Source organism: Sulfobacillus sp. hq2, from assembly GCF_002903155.1.
In the GTDB taxonomy this organism is placed as follows: Bacteria; Bacillota; Sulfobacillia; order Sulfobacillales; family Sulfobacillaceae; genus Sulfobacillus; species Sulfobacillus thermotolerans.
On sequence record NZ_NWUL01000045.1, the window covers coordinates 12,570 to 34,109 of the forward strand.

The 21,540-nt window shown below is 52.0% G+C and carries 27 protein-coding genes, 1 pseudogene and 1 riboswitch; of the genes and pseudogenes, 1 reads left to right on the forward strand and 27 read right to left on the reverse strand.

What is annotated here, in order from left to right; all coding sequences use genetic code 11:
* Positions 1–135: 135 nt before the first annotated feature.
* The 5 genes from CO251_RS12595 to CO251_RS12620 form a co-directional block, all read right to left on the reverse strand.
* Entirely contained in the window at positions 136–753 is a 618-nt protein-coding gene (locus CO251_RS12595; RefSeq protein WP_103376173.1) for a hypothetical protein, read from the reverse strand.
* A 138-nt stretch (positions 754–891) separates the two neighbouring features.
* Positions 892–1,404: a ribosome hibernation-promoting factor, HPF/YfiA family gene (hpf, locus tag CO251_RS12600; protein WP_103376174.1), complete on the reverse strand. Its 513-nt coding sequence runs from the start codon at positions 1,402–1,404 to the stop codon at positions 892–894.
* A gap of 134 nt (positions 1,405–1,538) precedes the next feature.
* Positions 1,539–1,736 carry a cold shock domain-containing protein gene (locus CO251_RS12605; protein WP_026040771.1) on the reverse strand — a complete coding sequence of 66 codons (198 nt, stop codon included), beginning with the start codon at positions 1,734–1,736 and terminating at the stop codon, positions 1,539–1,541.
* Between the two features lie 504 nt (positions 1,737–2,240).
* Positions 2,241–2,840, reverse strand: a complete 600-nt coding sequence (locus CO251_RS12615; RefSeq protein WP_242968607.1) for a glycosyltransferase family 2 protein — start codon at positions 2,838–2,840, stop codon at positions 2,241–2,243.
* A gap of 43 nt (positions 2,841–2,883) precedes the next feature.
* Complete coding sequence (locus CO251_RS12620; RefSeq protein ID WP_103376177.1) at positions 2,884–3,834, reverse strand: glycosyltransferase family 2 protein; 951 nt, start codon at positions 3,832–3,834, stop codon at positions 2,884–2,886.
* Between the two features lie 230 nt (positions 3,835–4,064).
* Between CO251_RS12620 and murJ the strand changes: the two genes are divergently transcribed.
* Entirely contained in the window at positions 4,065–5,669 is a 1,605-nt protein-coding gene (murJ, locus tag CO251_RS12625; RefSeq protein ID WP_103376178.1) for a murein biosynthesis integral membrane protein MurJ, read from the forward strand.
* Positions 5,670–5,883: 214 nt separating this feature from the next.
* Here the strand turns inward: murJ and CO251_RS12630 are convergent, their stop codons facing one another.
* From CO251_RS12630 to CO251_RS12730, 22 genes and pseudogenes are all read right to left on the reverse strand, one after another.
* Positions 5,884–6,345, reverse strand: coding sequence for a glycosyltransferase (locus tag CO251_RS12630; RefSeq protein WP_103376179.1), 462 nt, complete (start codon positions 6,343–6,345; stop codon positions 5,884–5,886).
* Between the two features lie 65 nt (positions 6,346–6,410).
* Positions 6,411–7,610: a methionine adenosyltransferase gene (gene metK / locus CO251_RS12635; protein ID WP_103376180.1), complete on the reverse strand. Its 1,200-nt coding sequence runs from the start codon at positions 7,608–7,610 to the stop codon at positions 6,411–6,413.
* Positions 7,611–7,684: 74 nt separating this feature from the next.
* Positions 7,685–7,786: riboswitch (SAM riboswitch) on the reverse strand.
* A 132-nt stretch (positions 7,787–7,918) separates the two neighbouring features.
* Positions 7,919–8,176: a sporulation transcriptional regulator SpoIIID gene (gene spoIIID, locus CO251_RS12640; RefSeq protein WP_103376338.1), complete on the reverse strand. Its 258-nt coding sequence runs from the start codon at positions 8,174–8,176 to the stop codon at positions 7,919–7,921.
* Between the two features lie 97 nt (positions 8,177–8,273).
* On the reverse strand, positions 8,274–8,858 hold the full coding sequence (locus CO251_RS12645) for a M23 family metallopeptidase (protein ID WP_103376181.1): 585 nt from the start codon (positions 8,856–8,858) through the stop codon (positions 8,274–8,276).
* 96 nt (positions 8,859–8,954) lie between these two features.
* Positions 8,955–9,671 carry a YwmB family TATA-box binding protein gene (locus CO251_RS12650; RefSeq protein WP_158246338.1) on the reverse strand — a complete coding sequence of 239 codons (717 nt, stop codon included), beginning with the start codon at positions 9,669–9,671 and terminating at the stop codon, positions 8,955–8,957.
* A gap of 324 nt (positions 9,672–9,995) precedes the next feature.
* Positions 9,996–10,424, reverse strand: coding sequence for an ATP synthase F1 subunit epsilon (atpC, locus tag CO251_RS12655; protein ID WP_103376183.1), 429 nt, complete (start codon positions 10,422–10,424; stop codon positions 9,996–9,998).
* A 15-nt stretch (positions 10,425–10,439) separates the two neighbouring features.
* Positions 10,440–11,867, reverse strand: coding sequence for a F0F1 ATP synthase subunit beta (atpD, locus tag CO251_RS12660; RefSeq protein WP_103376184.1), 1,428 nt, complete (start codon positions 11,865–11,867; stop codon positions 10,440–10,442).
* Positions 11,868–11,878: 11 nt separating this feature from the next.
* Positions 11,879–12,736 carry an ATP synthase F1 subunit gamma gene (gene atpG, locus CO251_RS12665; protein WP_103376185.1) on the reverse strand — a complete coding sequence of 286 codons (858 nt, stop codon included), beginning with the start codon at positions 12,734–12,736 and terminating at the stop codon, positions 11,879–11,881.
* Positions 12,737–14,245, reverse strand: coding sequence for a F0F1 ATP synthase subunit alpha (atpA, locus tag CO251_RS12670; protein WP_103376186.1), 1,509 nt, complete (start codon positions 14,243–14,245; stop codon positions 12,737–12,739).
* Positions 14,235–14,798 (reverse strand): ATP synthase F1 subunit delta, encoded by a 564-nt coding sequence (gene atpH, locus CO251_RS12675; RefSeq protein WP_103376187.1) that lies wholly within the window; start codon positions 14,796–14,798, stop codon positions 14,235–14,237. Before atpH ends, atpA begins: the two co-directional genes overlap by 11 nt.
* Positions 14,795–15,289, reverse strand: a complete 495-nt coding sequence (gene atpF / locus CO251_RS12680; RefSeq protein ID WP_103376188.1) for a F0F1 ATP synthase subunit B — start codon at positions 15,287–15,289, stop codon at positions 14,795–14,797. The genes atpH and atpF overlap by 4 nt, the downstream gene beginning before the upstream one ends.
* Before the next feature lie 49 nt (positions 15,290–15,338).
* Positions 15,339–15,566 carry an ATP synthase F0 subunit C gene (atpE, locus tag CO251_RS12685; protein WP_037912202.1) on the reverse strand — a complete coding sequence of 76 codons (228 nt, stop codon included), beginning with the start codon at positions 15,564–15,566 and terminating at the stop codon, positions 15,339–15,341.
* A 59-nt stretch (positions 15,567–15,625) separates the two neighbouring features.
* On the reverse strand, positions 15,626–16,321 hold the full coding sequence (gene atpB / locus CO251_RS12690; protein ID WP_103376189.1) for a F0F1 ATP synthase subunit A: 696 nt from the start codon (positions 16,319–16,321) through the stop codon (positions 15,626–15,628).
* Positions 16,321–16,632: a hypothetical protein gene (locus tag CO251_RS12695; protein ID WP_242968593.1), complete on the reverse strand. Its 312-nt coding sequence runs from the start codon at positions 16,630–16,632 to the stop codon at positions 16,321–16,323. Before CO251_RS12695 ends, atpB begins: the two co-directional genes overlap by 1 nt.
* 62 nt (positions 16,633–16,694) lie before the next feature.
* Positions 16,695–16,895: an AtpZ/AtpI family protein gene (locus CO251_RS12700; protein WP_242968594.1), complete on the reverse strand. Its 201-nt coding sequence runs from the start codon at positions 16,893–16,895 to the stop codon at positions 16,695–16,697.
* Positions 16,896–17,233: 338 nt separating this feature from the next.
* Positions 17,234–17,860, reverse strand: coding sequence for a uracil phosphoribosyltransferase (gene upp / locus CO251_RS12705; RefSeq protein WP_103376191.1), 627 nt, complete (start codon positions 17,858–17,860; stop codon positions 17,234–17,236).
* A 137-nt stretch (positions 17,861–17,997) separates the two neighbouring features.
* Positions 17,998–18,288, reverse strand: a 291-nt coding sequence (locus CO251_RS12710) for an RpiB/LacA/LacB family sugar-phosphate isomerase (protein WP_242968595.1), incomplete at its 5' end; no start/stop codon positions are given.
* Position 18,289: 1 nt separating this feature from the next.
* Positions 18,290–18,435 (reverse strand): annotated as a pseudogene (locus CO251_RS17795) (RpiB/LacA/LacB family sugar-phosphate isomerase); the annotation flags it as partial.
* Between the two features lie 3 nt (positions 18,436–18,438).
* The gene (locus tag CO251_RS12715; protein ID WP_103376193.1) at positions 18,439–18,915 is read right to left on the reverse strand and encodes a protein tyrosine phosphatase; all 477 of its coding nucleotides are present in this window, start codon (positions 18,913–18,915) and stop codon (positions 18,439–18,441) included.
* Positions 18,915–19,904: an L-threonylcarbamoyladenylate synthase gene (locus CO251_RS12720; RefSeq protein ID WP_242968608.1), complete on the reverse strand. Its 990-nt coding sequence runs from the start codon at positions 19,902–19,904 to the stop codon at positions 18,915–18,917. The genes CO251_RS12715 and CO251_RS12720 overlap by 1 nt, the downstream gene beginning before the upstream one ends.
* 25 nt (positions 19,905–19,929) lie before the next feature.
* On the reverse strand, positions 19,930–21,180 hold the full coding sequence (locus tag CO251_RS12725; protein ID WP_103376195.1) for an SLC13 family permease: 1,251 nt from the start codon (positions 21,178–21,180) through the stop codon (positions 19,930–19,932).
* Positions 21,181–21,201: 21 nt separating this feature from the next.
* On the reverse strand, positions 21,202–21,540 hold the full coding sequence (locus CO251_RS12730; RefSeq protein WP_103376196.1) for a rhodanese-like domain-containing protein: 339 nt from the start codon (positions 21,538–21,540) through the stop codon (positions 21,202–21,204).

The following is a 21,540-nucleotide window of genomic DNA, read 5'->3' on the forward strand; positions in this document are numbered from 1 at the left end:
CACTAAACTGGATACTAAGTTACGGACCAGACCCTTCATTATGGCATTTACTCCTATCGTAATTGCCTGCATGTACCGTCGCTCGAGGTAAACATGACATCTGTTCGCTTGGTCTGTAATGTTGGTCGAAAGCTATTAAATTTTTTGCCCTGAGTAGAGAAGAATCCTCCTATTAACAGCATCCAACGTGGCGCGAATAACGGTATCTTCAACGGTGTCTCTTAGCACGCCACAACCTGCTAACATTTCTTCACCTGGGTCAGCGATAGTCACTACCATCACATCCACACCGCCCACGCGTGCTTGCTCAATCCCGTTGAAAGCCAGCTGCTCAAGCTGCGCCATTGCTTTATTGACGGCATCAACTGTGGCCATTGCGACAGCCATTGGGATAGTGGCCCCTTGCCCATTTCCTTCGTAAATTTGGCCACCACGCCCCAACCGACACTGAGCGACAATGCCTAGGGAACTATGGCCCACAGAAAATCCCGCAATGGTTAATCGCGACCCCGCACGCTCTAGCTCGTCTTCCGCCTGAATCTGCACCACCGTTACGGCGTCTTCGTCAATGTCTTCGAAGCCGTAATTCCGGAGCAGGGACACCACTTCCCGGATCACATGCCGCGGCGATTTTGTGCCGTCGCTTAAAAGCTGAATCCGGATTGCACCGTTCGCGTCTTGGTAGACGCTGGCGCTAGTAATATAGGGAATCCGGAGTATGACTTGTTCATATGTCGACAATGGTTCGGCCATAACTCCTCCTTGGGCTACGCTTAATAGAATACGACACATTACCGCATTTTTCCTCTTTTGTGCGAGAAACTTTTTCATTTTCCTGTAAAAAATTTTAGGGACCTTGCGAGGGCAAGGTCCCCTTCTAGCCCAAAGTCATTAAACGGGCTCTAAAAGTCCATAATCGCCGTCTCGGCGCCGATATAACACGTTAATGCTATCAGTTTCTGCATTGCTAAAAGCAAAAAAGTCGTGACCTAATAAATCCATCTGCAACAAGGCTTCATCCAATGTCATGGGTTTAACAGGAAATGTTTTACGCCGGACCAAATCTGGCGATTCCTGAGGCTCCTGCGTCCGCACGGTGGCCGCATCGTGAACGATTTTTTTCTTCTCACGCGTTTTAAACTTGCGATATTGGCGCTCCAATTTGTCCGTAACCAAATCAATCGACGCATACATGTCGCTACCGGATTCTTCTGCCCGCAAGATCATCCCGTGAATGGGAATTGTGACTTCGACAATGTGCCGACCTTTTTCTACACCAAGCACGACATGAGCTGTAACATCTTGTGGGTGAAGAAGCTTGTCCATTTTGCCAAGCTTCTTGTCAACGTAATCCTTCAGCGCATCCGTAATCTCCACGTTTTTACCGCGAACGATAACTTCCATCGCGCAACGCCCCTTTACGGCTTTATGCCAGTCTTGGTCCCGACTGGTAAGAATATTATAGCACGATGAGACAAAAGCCCCTAAACAAGAAAAAGCTGGGAACAATCCCAGCTACTTTCTTGTCGAGTCGATTCTTAGAGGCGAACGACGTTCGCAGCCTGTGGGCCGCGGTCACCCTCTACCACATCAAATTCGACACGCTCGCCTTCGTTGAGCGTACGGAAACCTTCGCCATTAATGGCCGTGTAATGCACAAACACGTCACCGCCGTCTTCACGCTCTAAGAAACCGTACCCTTTTTCTGCGCTAAACCATTTGACACGTCCGGTCATACTAAAATATGTCCCCTTTCTAAAAGCTACCCTAAAGTCCAGAGTAACCGAGACCAATATAGCATCCTCTGCCAAAAAAGTCAAACTATATCCGCAAGAGCCGGGAGAAAATTTTCCCCATCCTTGGGGAAAATTCCCTGTGGATTATGGGGATAAGTTTGTTGATAAAAGATTTATCAAGCCTTTGGGCTGGGGATATATCCTCCAAATCCTGCATCACTGATTTTTTCAGGATATGATACGTCGCAGGGCCCAACGTCATGACCGACACACGTATAACGGCCATTGCACGAAAGCAGCCTTCCTATACCCACATTATTTAAAATAAGTGTGGTTATGCGTGGAGAAAATATTCCGAAGACCTACGAATCATGAGCTGTACGGCGAGTAACGTCCATGGGGAACAAGGCTATCATTTACGAAAACAAAAAGAAGGGTATCAGACGTGCATCGTCTCCCTCCCTTGTTATCATACTGCCTAAAAGGCTAACGGACGTTGGTGCTTTAGGAATCTTTGTTGGTTTGAGTTGGATCATAGCCCCACTTTTGAATGAATAATGCGCGGTTCTTATTAAAGTACGTTCGGTGCTTCCGCTTAGCACTACGAATCTGATTCACCGTAGAACTCACCCAATGATGAAATACCGCGTCGCTATCAAACCACGTTCGCCAATGATCGCTAGCGCGAATGCGATGGAGCATGTCGTCATCTTCAAAATAGGCCGGCCAAAATGCCTCATCAAATTCCCCAATTTCATCAAACAAACGCCGGTCACATAAAAAAGCGCTCATGGCCAGTCGACGGGTGGGTGGAGCTGGCTCCACATGGGCAGGCCGCCCACTGACCAAGATAACGTTATCCCGTTGCAAATCCGCCACCAAGCGATCGATAAAGTCATGTCCTTGAAGTTGAATATCGTCATTGAGAACTAACACATACTCCGCGCCATCCGCTAACGCTTGCCGAATGCCCCAGTTCCAACTTCTAGCAACCCCCCAGTTATCTTCACGGTTGTCGCGCAGATACAATGGAAGGCCAGCGGGAAGACTCGCTAGAGTATCAACCAGATGCGTGGCCCCCATCGTCGGAATCGTCACTGCCACCGTCGCCAAATTAAAACTCCTCCTGACCTCTTCGCGCGTCTCTTTACCGCCTCAAGTCTTTGTGTACCGCAGGCGGCTTAATAATACCAGTCCAATGATAGTAGGCTTCGACCGGCACTAATATGAGGGTCATCAACCATGCCCACAAATACTCACGAGAATTATATTCACGATCCCCCAACCAATCGGCCAAACGCTTCGGCATCCCCAACGCTAATAGTAACAGTCCCGCTGCCAAGGACCAACTGCCCCACACTACACTTAGAAGGGCTAGCAATTCTCCAGTAATAATCAGCAATTCGGTGGGCTGAAAACGTGGGATATATTGGGGAGCAGTCTCAGGATGGTTGCGAAACAATAGACCCTCAAACCGTTTCCGATTAGCTTTCGCAAAGTAAAATCGCCAATTTTCTTGTCTGGGAGGATGAATCACGATAGATGTTGGGACAAAGACAATCTCGTATCCCGCGTCAAGCACCGAAAAGGCTAGGTCGGAGTCTTCACGGTATGGCGACTTAAATCCCCCCACCTCGGCAATAACTGAGCGACGATAAAACATATTAGCCGTCATAAATTGCCGCCCAAAACGATTGCGAACCTGATGCGTAAAAATGGTCGGCTTGCCTCCGCCGCTTTCTACAGCCCCTTCAACAGCCCCCACATCAGGAGACGAAAAGGCTTGCACGCCATTTTCTAACCAGTGCCTGTCAGGCACTGCATCCGCATCGGTAAAGGCCACAATCTCACCGATAGCCTCACGCCAGCCAGCATCCCGCGCTCGGCCTGGCCCTCCATGATTGACTTCCAACAACCGCAGGGGAAACGCCGTGAGACTTTCGTAGGCTAAAATGGTCGATCGAACATCATCCGAAGAGCCATCGTCTACAATAATCACTTCGATCGGCTGAAGACTATTCGCCGTAATCGCTTCAATCGTACGCCCCACCAAGTGGGCTTGATTATAGATTGGTATAACCACGCTCACCGCAATCATGCGTTAAAATTCCTCCATGTTCTTTTACGTTACGGGTTTGCACCATTGGCGTCAATAAGATAACGACCGTCGTCCCTGAAGTTGTCCTGAAATATTCAGGACCGTCTGTATCCTGATTAGTCCCCGTTATTTTGCCCCTCCTTCAATCGCTCTTCGGTACGTTATAATGAACGACGGGCATTAGTAGGACCATTCTTGATGAGCCTTTCTGTCAACTGAGGTGACTTTTTGTGGGACCACGGCAAATTATTCGCCGTCTTCGCCAGCGATTCGGCCAACAACAGTCTTTACGCTTCTCAACATTGGTTTTAGCCGCGGGGGGGATGGTCTCTAAGGTCCTTGGTCTCGCGCGCCAATGGCTCATGGCGTTGCTATTCGGCACCTCGGCAGCCACCGATAGTTGGCTTATGGCCAGCATCATTCCGGTGCTGCTCTTCGAGATTATCGGCGGTAGCTTTAATATCGTCATGATTCCCTTGCTATCAGGGGGCGTCACGGTGGAAGAAGGCAATGAATCTACCGACGTCTTCCTCAATGAGGCGTACTCGTGGATTCTCGTGATCAGTGCCCTCATGATTGTCCTGTTAGAGATTTTTTCTCCTCAGTTGGTCCATCTGATTGCTCCTGGTTTTCGACACCGCCGGTACCACCTCACCGTATTTCTTTTGCGGCTGATGTTGCCAGCTGGACCTTTTTTGGTGTTGGGGAATTTTATGAATGGCATTTTACAATCGAAAAAGTATTTTATAGCACCGGCCCTGACTCCTGTGATTATTAACGTCGTCCGCGTCGCAACAATTATTGGACTGGGCATGATCATGGGAATAACCGGAGTGGCGATAGGATTTACCCTCGCACAAATGACCCAATTAGCCTATTTAATTCCTGCCTTAAAGCGCCATCACATCGCATTAAAACTAAGCCTGACATGGCGTCATCCTTGGACTCGCCAATATCTAAAACTGGCGACCCCAACATTTCTGGCCCATTCGGTGCAAATCGCTGGAACCATTGTCGACCGCATTTTTGCCTCGACCTTAGCTGTGGGCCGTATCGCTGGACTAAACTTTGCCGAAGTGATTAGCCAATTACCGATTGGCTTGGCCATTACCCCAGTTATCGCCCCAATTTACACCCAGTTAGCAGAACTCTTCAATCGAGCGGGAAATTCGGCTGCGTATAGAGACCTTGTGCGGCAGGGTGTGCAAGTTACACTGTTGGTCGTCTCTCCCTTCTTCTTAGCATTTGTCTTACTCCGGGTTCCCATTGTTGAAATTTTGTACCAACATGGTCGGTTTAATGAGGCCTCAACGGCGCTGACGTCTCGCCTTCTTTTGTATTGGACCCTAGGCATTCCTGGTACAGCTTTTGGAATGCTGTTTTCGCGTATTGTATTATCGCAAAAGGCCACGCGGACATCGAGCGTAGCCAGCATCATCTCCATTATCTTTAACGTGTTTGGGGACTTTCTCTTAGTACGTCCATTAGGATCCGATGGTCTCGCATTAGCCACCTCAATCGCCGCCTACGTTCGCGCTGTCGTGCTCAGCATATGGCTAATGCGCCATCACCTCAATCCCTTCGAAGGCCAGACGCGATTTCTATTCAGTTGGGTAGGAGCACTTATGGGATTTGGTCTTTTCAACCAACTCGCCATTATAGGGATCCACTATAGCCATTTGGGGGAATGGTATTTGTTGCTCCCTGTCATCGCGGCCACTTTATTCATAGCCACAGCGCTCTATATTTTTGTATTAATCCGCTTAGGCGTTTGGCCCGTTACCCCTTCATTGTTATCGCGATTTGTTAAAAGGGCCCGGTCGGTAAAACCCTAAGAAGCAACAAAGCGGCACGCGTCCGCACAGAATAAAACGGCCGCTTGACCCCTTATCTGATAAAGAAAGACAAGAGCCAAGCGGTGAGCTTAACACAAAACCGCGCCAACTGCCTTGGATTCTAGCGAAAGGAAAGACTGGACCATGCGGTATTCGGCATACCATTGGCACCCTTGCCAGATCAGACGTGTACAGTGTGGGCCTGTCCGGCTCTTTAGCCTATCACGCCTGATAAGTGCGCCGGTTGGTGAGCTAAAAGACTTCTCACCGTGACTAGCGGACTGGCAGGGGAGCGGCCTGTCATTTCCACCCAAATCACGACATCGTGGCGGCATAACTCAAGAACATGGCTTTTGTCACGTCCGGAATCCGCAATAAGCAACCATGGATATTGACGCTGCAAACGGTCAAGAATGGCCACGGTTTGGTCCGTGGATCCGCCATCGGCAATAATCAGCTCCACGGTGTTCTGATCCCACATCTCAAGACGCCATAACCCCGTCAAATCGATGACGGCTTGTTCAATCAGATGTTCTTGATTCATCACGTGCAGTACGATGCTGACAGACAGCGCTTCCACTCCTGCCGGCTGCAAAACACGCGCATAGACCCATTCAAGCACCACAACAGCTCCGTACAGCGACAGAGCCAACCCAAGCGCTCCCCACCAGGTCACCGCGATTCCCCTTTCCACATTCTGTCCCATTATACGAACAGACTGCGGAAAAGATGACCAAAAGACTAATCTGCGGGCTTGACAGCCGCGCGGTCTAGAAGGGCATCAACACGGTTCAATTGTTCCCATGGCAAAGCCACATCAGTCCGGCCAAAATGACCATACGCTGCCGTCTGAAGGTAAATCGGCCTCCTCAGGTCAAGATCTTCGATAATACCGAGCGGTCGCAGGTCAAAAACCTCGCGGACAATTTTGGCTAGGGCCACGTCCTCTAAGCGTCCGGTTCCAAAGGTATCTACCATAACCGATATAGGTTCGGCGACACCAATCGCATAAGAAATTTGAATTTCGGCGCGCTCAGCCAATCCTGCCGCGACCAAGTTTTTAGCCACCCACCTTGCCGCATACGATGCCGATCGGTCGACCTTCGTGGGATCCTTGCCAGAAAATGCCCCACCTCCATGCCTCGCATAACCGCCATAGGTATCGACAATAATCTTCCGGCCTGTTAAGCCTGAATCTCCATGGGGCCCCCCTACCACGAACCGACCGGTTGGGTTAACCAATATCCGCGTGTTAGAGAGATCCCAGTGCGGAGCAATCACCGGCCGAATCACTTCCTCGATGACCGCTTCCTGAACCATTTCAAGCGTGGCAGACGCATGATGCTGGGTCGACACCAAAATCGTATCAATACCAATCGGCTTAGCGTTCTCATAGCGTACAGTCACTTGGGTTTTGCCATCAGGCCATAGAAATGGGACGGTTTCCGTCTTGCGGACCTGCGCCAGTCGATAGCTCAGCTGATGAGCCAACGAAATAGGTGCTGGCATAAACTCCGGGGTTTCATTGCAAGCATACCCAAAGACCATGCCTTGGTCTCCTGCCCCGATTAAGGCGCGAGCATCGGCTGAGCCTTGCCGCACTTCCAATGCCTCGTTGACGCCCATGGCGATATCCGCCGATTGCTCGTCAATCGACGTCAGAATCGATACTGTATCCGCATCAAATCCCATTTTGGCACGGGTATACCCAATATTGCGGATGGTGTCTCGCACCACCCGAGGAATATCGACGTACGTCACCGTAGAAATTTCCCCGACCACTAATGCTAGTCCGGTCGTAACAACCGTTTCCGCGGCAACGCGCGCAACGGGATCCTCCGCGAGAATCCGGTCTAATATGGCGTCTGAAATTTGATCGGCAATTTTGTCCGGATGCCCCTCCGTAACCGATTCAGACGTAAACAGAAAATTGTGCCCCAACTCATGCCCTCCTTGCAAATTCCCACAATAAACAAAAAGACCCCTTCCGAGAGAAGAGGCGCTACGCTGGTATTCTCTCATCCGTCCCCGTAAGTGAGGTCGGGATTGGCACCTTGGCATGGGTAGCCGGTTGCCGGGCTTCATCGGGCCTGTCCCTCCGCCGCTCTTGATAAGAGCTTCATGGTCAATTGTCTTCCCGAGTATATAGCGTTTCCCCAAACGCTGTCAACATCCACGACACGTGGTTTAAGCGGGTCTCCCCGGGGATGGTGCCAGCTCCCATCCCCGGCATCCGGCCTATAAATAGGCTAAACCGGGCGGTTCGTTAGAAATTTCTGCCTGGTTGCCTCTCCACCCCGAAGATGACGCTCGGCCTTATTCACTTCTAGGACTTTTTTCACTTCTGTGGCTAATGCTTGATTGACTTTAGGTAATCGTTCGGTGACATCCTTGTGGACCGTGCTTTTGGATACGCCAAAAACCTTTGCAGTATCACGAACGGTTGCGCCGTTATTCAGAATATAATTTCCGATGTCCACAACACGCTGCCAGATATGGTCCTTCACATTTCCGGCCCCTTTCTCCCCCCGAACTTGGTAGAGTATATGGGCCGCAAAAAAATAAATGCCAGAGCAAATAATCCTGCTCTGGCATTTCATGGGTTCACGAGGAAGGGTGCATAAAACCTTCCGGGTTGGTTGCCATAGACCCGTGAAATACTTGGAAGTCTAAGTGAGACCCCGGTTGGCGGCTATAAATACTGCTGCCCCCTACACTCCCTACGACTTGTCCTTGCTTAATCATCTGACCCGCCTTGACACTGGCGCTGCCCAAATGTCCATAGACCGTTTCATAGTCATTGCCATCCTTCACAGTCACGGACAGTCCTTGATGATCGACATTGTCGACTTGCGTGACCACTCCACCCCAAGCCGCATGCACGGGTGTCCCCGCTTTTGCGGAAACCGTTATGCCCGGATTGTAGTACCACTCATTGAGGGCGCCCGAATACTGCCATCCAAAGGGATTGGACACGGTGCCGTTAATCGGCATCAGCAACGGGGCCGTAGTGTCGTTAAGGGCGGGAGCCTGAGCTGCTTGATGTCCACGCGCACTGGGCACGTGATGCGCGACCGGCACGGTCACTGTATGCGATGACCGGTGTGTCAGTGCAAATGTTAGAATGCCTCCCCCCACTACTGCGACTCCCCCAATGATTCCGAACATGGTGAGACGACGATTCGCCATAGTGTCTGTTCCTCCACTTTCGTATGCGCTGCTGCGCCGAGGATATTCATATCCTCTTAATTCCAGTGTGCCCAGGAACTGGTAGTTCAAACACACTCAATAAGTCACGGTCACCAAAGGCGTACCTACATCAACCTGCTCTTCGTCCCAATAGGTGTTGTAGTTCGTCGCCACTTGCAAATTGACCGCGTGCCCCTGAAGAGAGTCGTGGGAATGAATGAACGCCGTGTATCCCGCGACCGACACGTACTGAGGGGTTTGAATGCCGTTGACACGCGATGCTCCGACTGCACGAAAGGCCTGATTAACCAAGGATTCTTCCTGGCTCACCGTCAAAGGGTGAGGTAAGGTCCCCTGCAAGGTTAGGGACAGATGAACCGCGCCATAAGGGGCCAGGATGCGCCGCACGAGAGCGGTGCTTTCACTTAACCCATGAAACCCTTGACTGCCTACCCGGTCAATAACGAGATAGGTCGCGCCAGAGGCCAGACGTTCCGCGATCAGTTCGGTCTTGAAACCGGCAATGGTTGCATGGATATCGGCCTTTTGATAGTCTGCGCCCTGGGTTTGTTGCACCGTACCCGTGACGTGACTCTGCGTCGCCAGTTTGTTGACCCACTGTCTTAATGACATTCCCCGTGCTGTCCCCGCCATTTCCACCCAGCCATTGATACTAAATCCCTGTGGAGTAGCCTTTGTCGCCTGAAATGCGGTCATAAGCGGCGAAATTACGGCAGCCCTTACACTCGCCCCCATCCACACAAGAATGGCAACCGCGAGGACCCATAATCCGTTTTTCACAATGGCTTTCATGTCTTGTCCCCCTATGAAGTGTTGTCTACCAGATTGTTCCACCCCAGGGGTCAGTTCATACATGACAGAAGATGACGACGAGGACAGATGCACGGAGGGAGAGTCGCCAGTACCGTCTTTCGTAGATAATCTCGGTAAATAAATAAGCCCTTGGTCCCCCACCCCCATAGGTCACCGCACGACATAGCACCTTGTTCAGCCGAAGACTGAAATGAGACGGGAATGCTCCTCAGCCCGGTCGTGTTTAATCCCCTGCCTTCATCCCTAGTACATAAAAAAGGACTCCGCAGAGGATGTCTGCAGAGTCCTTTTGGTCCACGTTGCTTAAGCCGATGTCATACCGCCCGCACTGTGCCCAGCCAGTTTTAGACGATTTTCTGCGCGCTGCAAAGCGCGCTTAGCCCGAATCAAGTCAATATCCGGTTTGGCTTGGGCAATCGTCTCGAGCGCTCGTTGACGAGCCAACTGGGCTCGTGCTACGTCAATTTCCGAAGCGCGTTCGGCCGAATCAGCCAACACAACCGTTGTGTCATTTCCCACTTCGAGAAAGCCCCCGCCGATTGTGAACTGTTCAACATTACCCGCTTCAGGGTAGACCGTGATGATGTGAGGCACCAACGGAGTGATAATTTGCATATGATGGGCTAAAATGCCAATTTCTCCCTCGGTCGACCGGACGATAATATACGTCACAGGCCCGTCAACCACGGTGCGTTCAGGTGTCACGATTTTCAAATGATACGGTGTCGCCATAATGTCCCCCCTGCCCTAAAGGGTCTTGGCTTTCTCGACGGCCTCATCAATAGACCCCACCATGTAAAACGCCATTTCAGGGAGATCGTCATGACGCCCTTCTAAGATTTCCTTGAAGCCCCGAACGCTTTCGCGAATCGGTACATACTTTCCGGGGGTTCCGGTAAATTGTTCCGCCACAAACATCGGTTGAGACAAGAACCGCTCTAATTTCCTAGCACGAGCGACAATCAGCTTGTCATCATCGCTCAGCTCATCCATCCCCAGAATGGCAATAATGTCCTGGAGTTCCTTATAGCGCTGAAGCACAGCCTGAACACCGCGGGCCACCGCGTAGTGCTCCTCACCGACCACCTGTGGGTCTAAAATCCGTGACGTTGACGCTAACGGATCCACAGCCGGGAAAATCCCCTTCTCAGAAATACGCCGCTCCAAGTTGGTCGTGGCATCCAAGTGCGCAAATGTCGTTGCTGGAGCCGGATCGGTATAGTCGTCGGCGGGCACATATACCGCTTGAATAGAGGTAATGGAGCCCTTCTTGGTTGAGGTAATCCGCTCCTCCAAATCACCGATGTCCGTCGCTAACACCGGTTGATATCCCACCGCTGAAGGCATACGGCCGAGTAATGCCGAAACCTCAGACCCCGCTTGAATAAAGCGGAAGATGTTGTCGACGAAGAACAGCACGTCACGGCCTTCTTGGTCACGGAAGTACTCGGCCATCGTCACGCCGGACAAAGCCACGCGCATACGCACCCCGGGGGGTTCATTCATTTGACCATAGACCAAGGCAGTTTTGTCGATAACCCCAGATTCAGACATTTCGAGGTACAAGTCATTGCCTTCACGCGTGCGCTCGCCGACCCCGGCAAACACCGAAAATCCGCCGTGCTCGGTCGCAATGTTGTGAATCAACTCCATAATCAACACCGTTTTGCCTACACCAGCACCGCCAAAGAGCCCCACTTTACCTCCCTTTGGATACGGAGCCATTAAATCAATGACCTTGATCCCGGTTTCAAAAATCTCTGTAGACACCGCCTGCTCCGTAAAGCTCGGCGCTGACCGGTGAATCGGCATCGTACTTTCAACTTGAACAGGACCTTTGCCGTCGATGGGCTGGCCCAACACGTTGAACATGCGCCCTAAGGTCACATTGCCGACCGGAACACTGATAGGGTGTCCCTCGTCAATGACCCGCATGCCCCGGACTAAGCCATCGGTGGACGCCATTGCGATGCAGCTGACTCGGTTATCACCAATTTGATGAACCACTTCCAAGGCCAAATCCACGGCATCCGAGCCTGCGGTCGTTTCTGAACCCTCTTTTGCGTCCGCTACCACATGTAACGCGTTATATATGGCCGGCATGTGGCCTTGGGGAAACTCCACTTCCACTACTGGCCCCAAAATCTCTACGACCTTGCCTTCGTGTGCTGCCACCCTTGATCCTCCTATTCCAATGCTTCGGCGCCGCTAACCAACTCGGCAATCTCCCGTGTAATTGCCGCCTGACGCAAGCGGTTCCGCATCAATATCATCTGGCGAATCAACTCATCCGCATTCTTGCTGGCGGAATCCATTGCCGTCATCCGCGCCCCGTGTTCACTTGCTTTAGACTCTAAAAGAGCGCTAAAGATGACGACTTCCACGTACCGCGGAAGCAAGTCGTTAAACACCGTTTCCGGATCTGGCTCGAATACGTAGCTGCGCTCTGCGCCAGACTCCTCCGCTGGCGGTTCTTCGACAGGCAATACCCTAAGGGTACGAACCTCGTGGGTCAGTGGATTGATGAATTTGGTATACGTCAGCCACACCTCATCGACCTCACCACCAAGGTACTGCTGCAAGATTTCCCGTGCGATCGCTTGGGCCTGATGTAATGTCGGGTCATCGCCTACTCCCAAAAACTCTTGCAAAATGGGAATGTTTCGGTGGGCTAGATAGTCGCGTCCCTTACGTCCAATGGCAAAGGCCGCGGCGTTCTTCCCTCCCACTTCCTGCATCTTGGCGACAGCCTGCCGCAAAACGTTCGCGTTATATGGTCCCGCAAGTCCCCGTGCTGAGGTGATAATCACAAATCCTTTGCGCTGCACGGTGCGTGGAGCCACGAGCTTTTGAGCTCCCCCTTTGCTGACGGCCCGCCGCGTCACGGCTTGAATCTGCTCGAAATAGTCCCGCGCCTTTTTGGCCCGCAACTCGGCTTTCCGGAGCTTGGCAGCGGCCACCATTTTCATCGCCCGGGTAATCTGCTGCGTATTCTTTACGCTTTTGATTCTACGATCGACTTCTTTCAGTCCGCCCGCTGCCATTTACAACACCGCCGTTTTCTTGAATTCCTCAATGGCGTCCGTTAACCGTTGCGTCGTTTGGTCCGTAAAAGCACGATCTTTGTGCAAGGCCTCGTAAATTTCGGGATGCTTCTCATGAAGGAACCGGTGCAAACCGGCTTCGAAACTGCTCACCGATTCAACCGGTACATCATCGAGAAATCCCTTAGTCACGGCAAAAATGGACACGACCTGCTCCTCAACCGACATGGGTGAGTATTGAGGTTGCTTCAAAATTTCAACGGTCCGATTGCCCCTGGCAATCCGTGCTTGCGTAGCCTTATCTAGGTCAGAGCCAAACTGTGCAAAAGCAGCAAGCTCCCGGTACTGCGCCAAGTCCAGACGCATCGTCCCTGCCACTTGTTTCATCGCTTTAATCTGCGCCGCTGATCCTACACGCGATACAGACGATCCCACGTTAACAGCTGGCCGCACCCCGGAGAAGAACAAGTCGCTCTCCAAGAAAATCTGCCCATCAGTAATCGAGATGACGTTCGTCGGAATATATGCGGAGATATCGCCCGCTAAGGTTTCAATAATGGGCAACGCCGTCAAGCTGCCGCCCCCGTTTTCCTTATTCAGGTTAGCTGCGCGTTCCAATAAACGCGAGTGGAGATAAAACACATCACCCGGATAGGCTTCGCGGCCCGGAGGGCGCCTGAGCAACAACGACATCGCCCGGTAAGCAACGGCGTGTTTCGACAAATCGTCATAAACGATTAGCACATCCTTGCCGTTGTCGCGGAACTCCTCCGCCATCGCACAACCTGCATAAGGAGCCAAGTATTGCAACGGCGCCGCTTCAGCGGCTGAGGCGTTCACCACAATGGTATACTCCATCGCGCCACGCTCTTCCAAATTGCGAACGAGACCGGCAATCGTCGATTCTTTTTGCCCAATGCCTACATAAACACACAAAACATCTTGGCCCTTCTGGTTCAGAATCGTGTCCACCGCAATGGCCGTTTTACCCGTCTGGCGGTCACCAATAATTAATTCGCGCTGGCCCCGACCAATGGGAATCATCGAGTCGATTGCCTTAATCCCCGTCTGCAAGGGCCGGTTGACCGGTTCGCGCATAATGATGCCCGGAGCGGGATATTCCACCGGTCGTTTACGATCCGTGTGAAGCGGACCTTTGCCATCGATAGGCATCCCTAGGGCATTGACGACGCGTCCAATAAGCGCCTCTCCCACGGGCACTTCCACCATTGTACCGGTCCGTTTGACCCGGTTGCCTTCTTTAATGCCCGTGTCACTGCCTAATATCACGCAGCCAACATTGTCTTCGGCTAAGTTCAAAGCCATTCCAAAGACGCCATTTTCAAATTCCAGCATTTCTCCGGCCATACAATTGGAGAGGCCATAGATCCTGCAGATACCATCACCGACACTCAAGACGACGCCAGATTCGGAAAGCTCGGTCGCCACATCGTATTTTTCTATTTCTTCTCTGAGAATGGCACTAATTTCTTCAGGTTTAATGCTCAACGACTAACCCTCCTCCGTTTCCACGCAGACGCGCACCCAGAAGCTCCATTCGCCGCCGAAGGCTTCCATCGAGCACACGATCCCCAATTCGAATGATCGCGCCCGCCATCAGAGCAGGATTTTCATGGGCGACAATGACCACATTCCGTCCAGTGGCCCTTCCCAGCTTTTCTGCAAACATTTGCTTTTGCTCCGCACTTAAGGCGCTCGCGGTCTCGACATGCGCTTCCAAGATACCGCGGCTATCCTCGACTAAGGCCGTAAACTCGTCATAGATCGCAGGTAGAAGCTCTTGACGGTCCTTATCTACAACCACGTTTAAAAAGTGGAGAATAACAGGGGACACACGGGAACCAAAGACTCTGTGCAATGTCTCCTTCTTGGCATGATGCGACACCTGCGGATGATGAAGAAACCCTTGGAGGTCAGGATGATCGTTCAACGTGTCCACGACTTCCCGAAACTCTGTATGCACCCGCTCAACGCTCTTGGTATCGTCAGCCAAGCCGAATAAGGCTCGAGCATAAGGTCGTGCAGCGCGCGCATCTATCATTGCAGCTGCCCCGCATCCTGAAGCACCTCATCAAGGTATCGCTCTTGGTCTTTGGCATCGAGATTCCGCTCCAAGAGTTTGCCCGTGGCATGCATTACTAGGCCCGCGACTTCCGACCGAATGGTTTGCAACGCATTGTCCCGCTCGCGCTGAATTTCTTCAAGGGCGGTACGTTGACGGTAACTTGCCTCGCGCTGAGCCGCTTCTACAATCTTTTTGGCTTCTTCTTCCCCTTCACGACGCGCCTGAGCAATCAAGGTCTTGGCATCTTCCCGCGCCTGCTTTAACAGAGATTCCCGCTCGCTGGCAAATTTCTCGGCTTCCTCTCGCAAAGCATCCGCATCATGAATTTGCTTGCCAATGTTTTCCCGGCGCTTTTGCATGGCTGCTAGAAGGGGCTTGTATACATACAGGCGCATGAGAATGAGCAAAATGACCCATTGCAGCACGCCAGCAATCATATTGCCCAATGTTAACGATGTGCTGGACACAGTTTAACTCCCCTTTTGTGGCAATCTCAGCGTTCCTACGGCTCCGGGACTAACCAATCTTGGTAAAGACGAACAGCACGAAGGTAATAACTGGCCATGCTTCCACCAAGGCCACACCAACCAATGCCCATGTCAAAAGACGACCTAGTGCTTCCGGCTGCCGCCCGACACCTTCGACCATCCGTCCCATAACCAAACCGTTACCAATACCCGCGCCGATGGCGCCACCTGCCGCTGCTAGTGCTCCAATGAACAACAAAATATCATGTGAACTCACGCGTTATTCCTCCTTGAGCTTTTTCCGCTGTAATCTTCTGTTTGTGTTCTTGCCTGGACTTAATGCTCGTTGCTCGCTTGAATACTCATATAAGCCACCATCAAAATCGTGAAAATCAACGCTTGAATCAAAGAAATCACCAGACTGAAAATGAGCCAGGCGGTTCCCACCACCACAACGACTATCCAGCCGGCCCAGTCGTGGGGTAAATTCGTCGTCATGCGGAGCACTAATTCTCCTGCCAAAATGTTTCCGAACAACCGAAAAGCCAAGCTCACCGGCATGACAAGCTGCTCAAGCGCATTGACGATAAAGCCAAATACCGGGATAGGCCGCCAAAACCAGCCGACCAAAAATCCTCCCAGGCCTTTGTATTTGATCCCAGACCATTGAATGAGAAGAAAGATCACAATCGCCAGCCCAGCAGGCATACTCAAAAAGGCCGTTGGCGAATGAATCCAGCGGGTCCCCCCGATTCCGGGCAAGGGCAATAACCCCACAATGTTGGCAACCACTAAAAGAAGGAACAGGGTTAGGGCTAACAACGTTAAATTGGGCGCCAACTCTTTGGGCGCCATCTGCTCCACTAACTCCTGAAAAGTTTCCAATGCACTTTCCAAGAGATTTTGTGCCCCGCTCGGCACAGCAGAGGTCACATTGCGCACGGCCGCTAAACCAAACGCAAGGACAACTAGCATGGCCAAAAGACCGGTGTAAAACGGCGGCCATTCAAATTGTGTCAATGAAAAAACCATCAATTCACCCCCTTGTGCCGCGACCTGAATATCGCCCAGATCAGATATATCGCATAAGGCACAAAGATCCCGAGCAACGACCAGCCTACACTGAGAGTCGTGTAATGCTGAATGACGTAAAAAAACACCCCAAGCAGTATCAACCGTGAAAAGAGCCGCAAATTAATGCTAGTCAACGCTGCACGCTGGTTTAACTTTGCCCAGAGCGGCAAGCGCAGGCCGAGCCCCACCAAGTCCACAATGCCGGGAAGTATCCCCGCTGCCATACTGAAGAAAATGATGCGATTTGGGACAAGCACTCCGATGAGCACGAGGCAACCCGCAAGGCTTAGAGACGCTGCAGCCGATCTCCGCCAGAGCATTGAAAATTCTTTCACTTTAGCAAGACCCGGGCCAAGCGATAAACTCCCCACATTCCAGATCCCATTCCGAGTAATACTCCTAGGATGGTAAACAGCGGACCTGTATGCAGCAGTCCATCCAGCCACCGACCAAGAAGCAGTCCGATGATTACGGCAGCGACCAGTTGAAGCGACAGAGTCATTGCAATACCCAGTCCACGGGTTGCGGTCAATGGACGTTTGCCATTCTTCTCTGATCCCGTCGTTATTCACCCTCTTCTCGATCATTCCCGTTGAAAGTTTGCCCATAATCGGCATAATTATGAAAACCTACCAGGCAGACTCCCAACATGTGCCTTGGCTGAAGAGATTGTTCCGCGCAAATCACTGCAGGGTCTCTACCGCCAATACGGACTGAATTTCGGGAAGTTCACGGCAGTCTGCACACTCGACAGATACCAACATGGGTATGAAGGTGAAAACCCTCACAATCGATAAGTATAGTCCAGGGCAAAAAACCCGTCAATAGACTCAGGCGGGCTATCTCCCCTTGAAACCCCATGGACCGACATCAATCCGGCACAGTCCCAAATTGACGGTCGCCGGCATCTCCTAATCCCGGAATAATATATCCGAGTTCGTTTAGACGCTCATCCAATTGAGCCGTATAGACCCGAACATCCGGATGACACTCTTCAAGCTTTTTGACACCCTCTGGGGCGCTGATAATACTAACAACACGGATGTTGCGAGCGCCTTCCGCCTTAAGATAGTCAAGAGCATCGACGGCCGATCCCCCCGTCGCTAGCATGGGGTCCAATAAAATGACCGGATGGTCGTGATACGATGCGGGAAAGTTGCTGTAATACCGAATAGGCTTCAAGGTGCGGTGGTCACGGTACATGCCCAAATGGGACACCACCGTGTCTGGTACAACATCACGAAAGCCTTCCACCATTCCGAGTCCCGCCCTAAGCACCGGAACGAGCACCAACATTTTCTGTACCCTATATCCTGTCGTTTCCGCCAAAGGTGTCCTCACCGATATGGGAGTCAGTTCCAAGTCCTGCAAGGCGGGAAATGCCAACAACCGCGTTAAGGCCGTCAAATGTTGCCGAAAAGCATCTGTTCCTGTCTCTTGGCGGCGCAAGATGGAAATATGGACTTTGACAAGTGGATGGTCCACAACAATCAGCATAAATGGCTCCTTCATGTCAGCACATACCACGTCACGCTAGCCTATATCATCCCAACATATCCGGCGTACGGGTACTGACCATAATCGGCGGCCCAGGCTAAGACCTGTGGCCGCCCCTATGAGGCGAGTCCTCGCGATTACATGCCAGGGTGCTCGATTTGTTCAATTTTCTGCAGACGACGAATATGGCGGCCGCCGTCAAAGGCCGTGGTTAGCCAAACGTCAAGCACTTCTTGCGCCAACTCAGGAGCAATCAGGCGTCCTCCCATCGTCAAAACGTTCGCGTCATTGTGCTGGCGTGACAGCCGCGCGGAGACCACATCATTGGCTACAGCAGCCCGTACGCCGGCGGTTTTATTGGCAACAATCGCCATCCCTAAACCACTGCCACAGATTAACAATCCGCGCTCGACGTCACCCGCCGCGACNACCTTATTCGCATAATCCGGGTAATCCACCGAATCCGGTCCAAATGTCCCGAAATCTTCAACATCCCAGCCTTGATCAATGAGGTGATTGACCAAAATTTCCTTTAACGGCCATCCTGCATGATCCGCTCCGACCGCAATCCGCATGCTTTATTCCCCCGTTTCTGCCTTGGCGCAATAATCCTGCCCGAGTTTCTCTTTAAGACGGGCAAGGAGACGATAAAGACGCCATGCTAAAGAATCATAATACACTTGGTTGGTACCTAGCGGGTCAGTTATTTCTCCGCCCTCGCCTAAAAATTGTGGTAACACGAATGTCTTGTCGGCCCATTTTGGGCGCAGTCGGCGCACGGTTTGCGCTTGGGACGTTGTCATGGTCAAAATTAAGTAATAGTCCTCGTCAAGATTAGACACATCGCGAGAACGGTGGCGGCTCAGATCACCCCCATAGGGCTTGACCGCCTCCTGAGCAAATTCTTCGGCCGCTTGACCTGGCCAGGCCGCTACACCTGCAGAGCTGGCGGGCCAACACTCTATATCCATCGCCCGCCATAGCGCTTCGGCCATGGCACTGCGACACGTATTGCCCGTGCAGACAAAAAGAATATTCCTTTGTGTCTTCGGCATTACTCCTCCACCTGCCTCGATGCAGCCTTCCCTAAACGATTCGCCACCGCCAAACCCACACCAGCCGTATCTTTAGGCCATATCACCACAATCGCACCGGGATGCATGTCATCCAATTCCCGGAAGCCGGTAAAAAGTCCATGCGCTACCGTGTTAACATCCTGCCCAATTGGACGAAAAGCTTGCGCCGGATAAGCCTGCCACCGTAATGGGGCTAAAAGAGCAAGCGTCGAAAACTCCTGGCGCAAATGATCGAGTTCTTGGCCAATGCGCTGATCATCTCTCATATTAAGCCAAATGACCGGAGCTTGGGGAGCGTAATGTCGATATTTCATTCCCGGCGCACGGTGAGTCGTCTCCGGTCCCGCGAGCAATACCGGTTGGCCTAAAACCTTCTCCAAACGATCACGCCCTATGAATCCCGGGCGCAGAAGAACTGGCGGGTCCACAGCACAATCAACTATGGTTGATTCCAGCCCCACCATACTATCGCCGCCATCAATGATATAAGGAACCCGGCCTTGGAGGTCCCTTAGCACATCCGTAGCCCGCGTGGGACTGGGGCGGCCCGACCGATTGGCGCTGGGCGCAGCAATCGGCGCCTTCAAGCCGTCAATCAGGGCGCGTGCAACCGGATGGTTAGGAGCCCTGACCGCCACGGTCGGCAAGCCTCCCCGCACCACCTCAGACACGCGCTTGTCCGCTTCGAGAACAAGGGTCAAGGGCCCCGGCCAAAAAGCATGGACTAACCGCTTGGCACACTCCGGCAAAGGCCCAGGCACCAACTCACGCAGCTGGTTTTCATCAAGCACGTGGACGATTAAGGGATTGTCGACGGGCCGTCCCTTAGCTTCGAAAATTTTACGGCATGCCTGAGGGTCTTGTGCATTGGCTCCCAACCCATATACGGTCTCAGTAGGGAAAGCCACGACCTCTCCTGCTTTGAGCGCCTCTATCGCTGGTGCTAGCCGATCCTCAGGCAAGATCACAGTCTGCAATGGCCATTACCCCTTTTCACCCCAATAGCATGACATAAATTATCCCTAAAACCAAGGTCACAGCAAATACGCTAAGACCAAACGGGAGATACCGCCTAAATTCCAAACGGTAACCCCGTTCCTCCGCCATACCTTGAGCCACCACGTTGGCCGATGCCCCAATAATCGTGGCATTACCGCCAATCGCAGCCCCCAGAGCCAATGCGGCCCACAATTCCACCCCATATTCAGGATGCATCTGCCCTAGGCGTTGAACCAATGGTATCATTGCCGCGACTAGTGGGACGTTATCCAACAACGCCGAGAACAGCGCACTGCCCACTAAAATTGTGAGGGGCATCCACTGTCCCAACGGATGCTGCGCCAAAAATTTGGCTAAATGGGCAATTACGCCGCCATGTTCAAGTGCCCCAACAAGAATGAAAATGCCAATAAAAAAACCTAAAGTTCCCCAATCGACTTGATTCCAAATCCGCACACTCTTTCCAATACTAGCTAGCATGCCTAAGGCGGCTCCAGCCATCGCGATAGTGCCAGCCGCAAGATGCCACTCTCTTTGTAGCACAAATGCCACGAGCACCCCCGCCAATATCGTCAGCAAAAGTCCCCGACGTGATTCAAGCGGAAACTCCTGCAGCCTGCGAGGTCCGTCCATCTCGGCTGGCAAGGGATTTGATGAAAATGTCATGAAATAAGGTACGATCGCCGCCAATCCGACTAATAGCAAAATGGCCGGAGGGGTCAACAGCCGAGCAAATTGATTAAAAGACAGGTGAGCGGCCGTCCCAATCAAAATATTGGGTGGATCGCCAATGAGTGTGGCTAAGCCTCCCAAGTTGGATGCGGCCACCATGATCATCAGAAAAGGCACGGGATCAAAATCCATCTCGTTGGCTGCTCCGAAGAGGGCTGGAGACAGTAGCAAAATCGTTGTCACGTTATCAAGAAACGCAGAAATAAACGCCGTCAACACGAAAAAGATCCAAAGCAGTCGCACCGGGCGCCCACGCGCGAGCCGTCGGGCTACGCGACCGACTTGGTAAAACAAACCGGCTTCGCCTAACAAGCCGACCAACACCATCATGCCCGTAAGCAGCCCCACGGTGTTGAAATTAATGAACGAAACAGCTTCCGCCACCGTAATAACCCGGGTAACGATTAACAATAACGCTACGCCTAAAGCGGCCCAAGCCCGGTGAAACCAATCGCCAATTAAAAAAATATATAAAAGCAGCAGCGCCACCAAAGAGATTTGCGCTTCTGTCACGAAAGGCTCCCCCTTCCGGGGTTATTTCTCTTTAGGCGGTATGTCTTCTGGGTGCTCTTGCATCCATGCCTCCCAGGCATTGAACCCCCCACCGAGCTTATGTACTTTATGATAACCCTGCTCCTCTAAGACTTCCGCGGCGTAATCGCTGCCGCCTTTACCCAGTTGACAATACACCACCACATCCGCTTCCGGATCCCAGTGCCACTCCTTGTCTTCCAGATCGGTAACGGGAACATGATAAGCGCCAGGAATAGCCCCCACTTGACCCAACCGGACATCAATCACGACAACCGGATGTTGGGGCTTAGCATTTTTCAATAGTTGCGCTAAGTCAGAGGCACTAATGGTGTCAGCCAT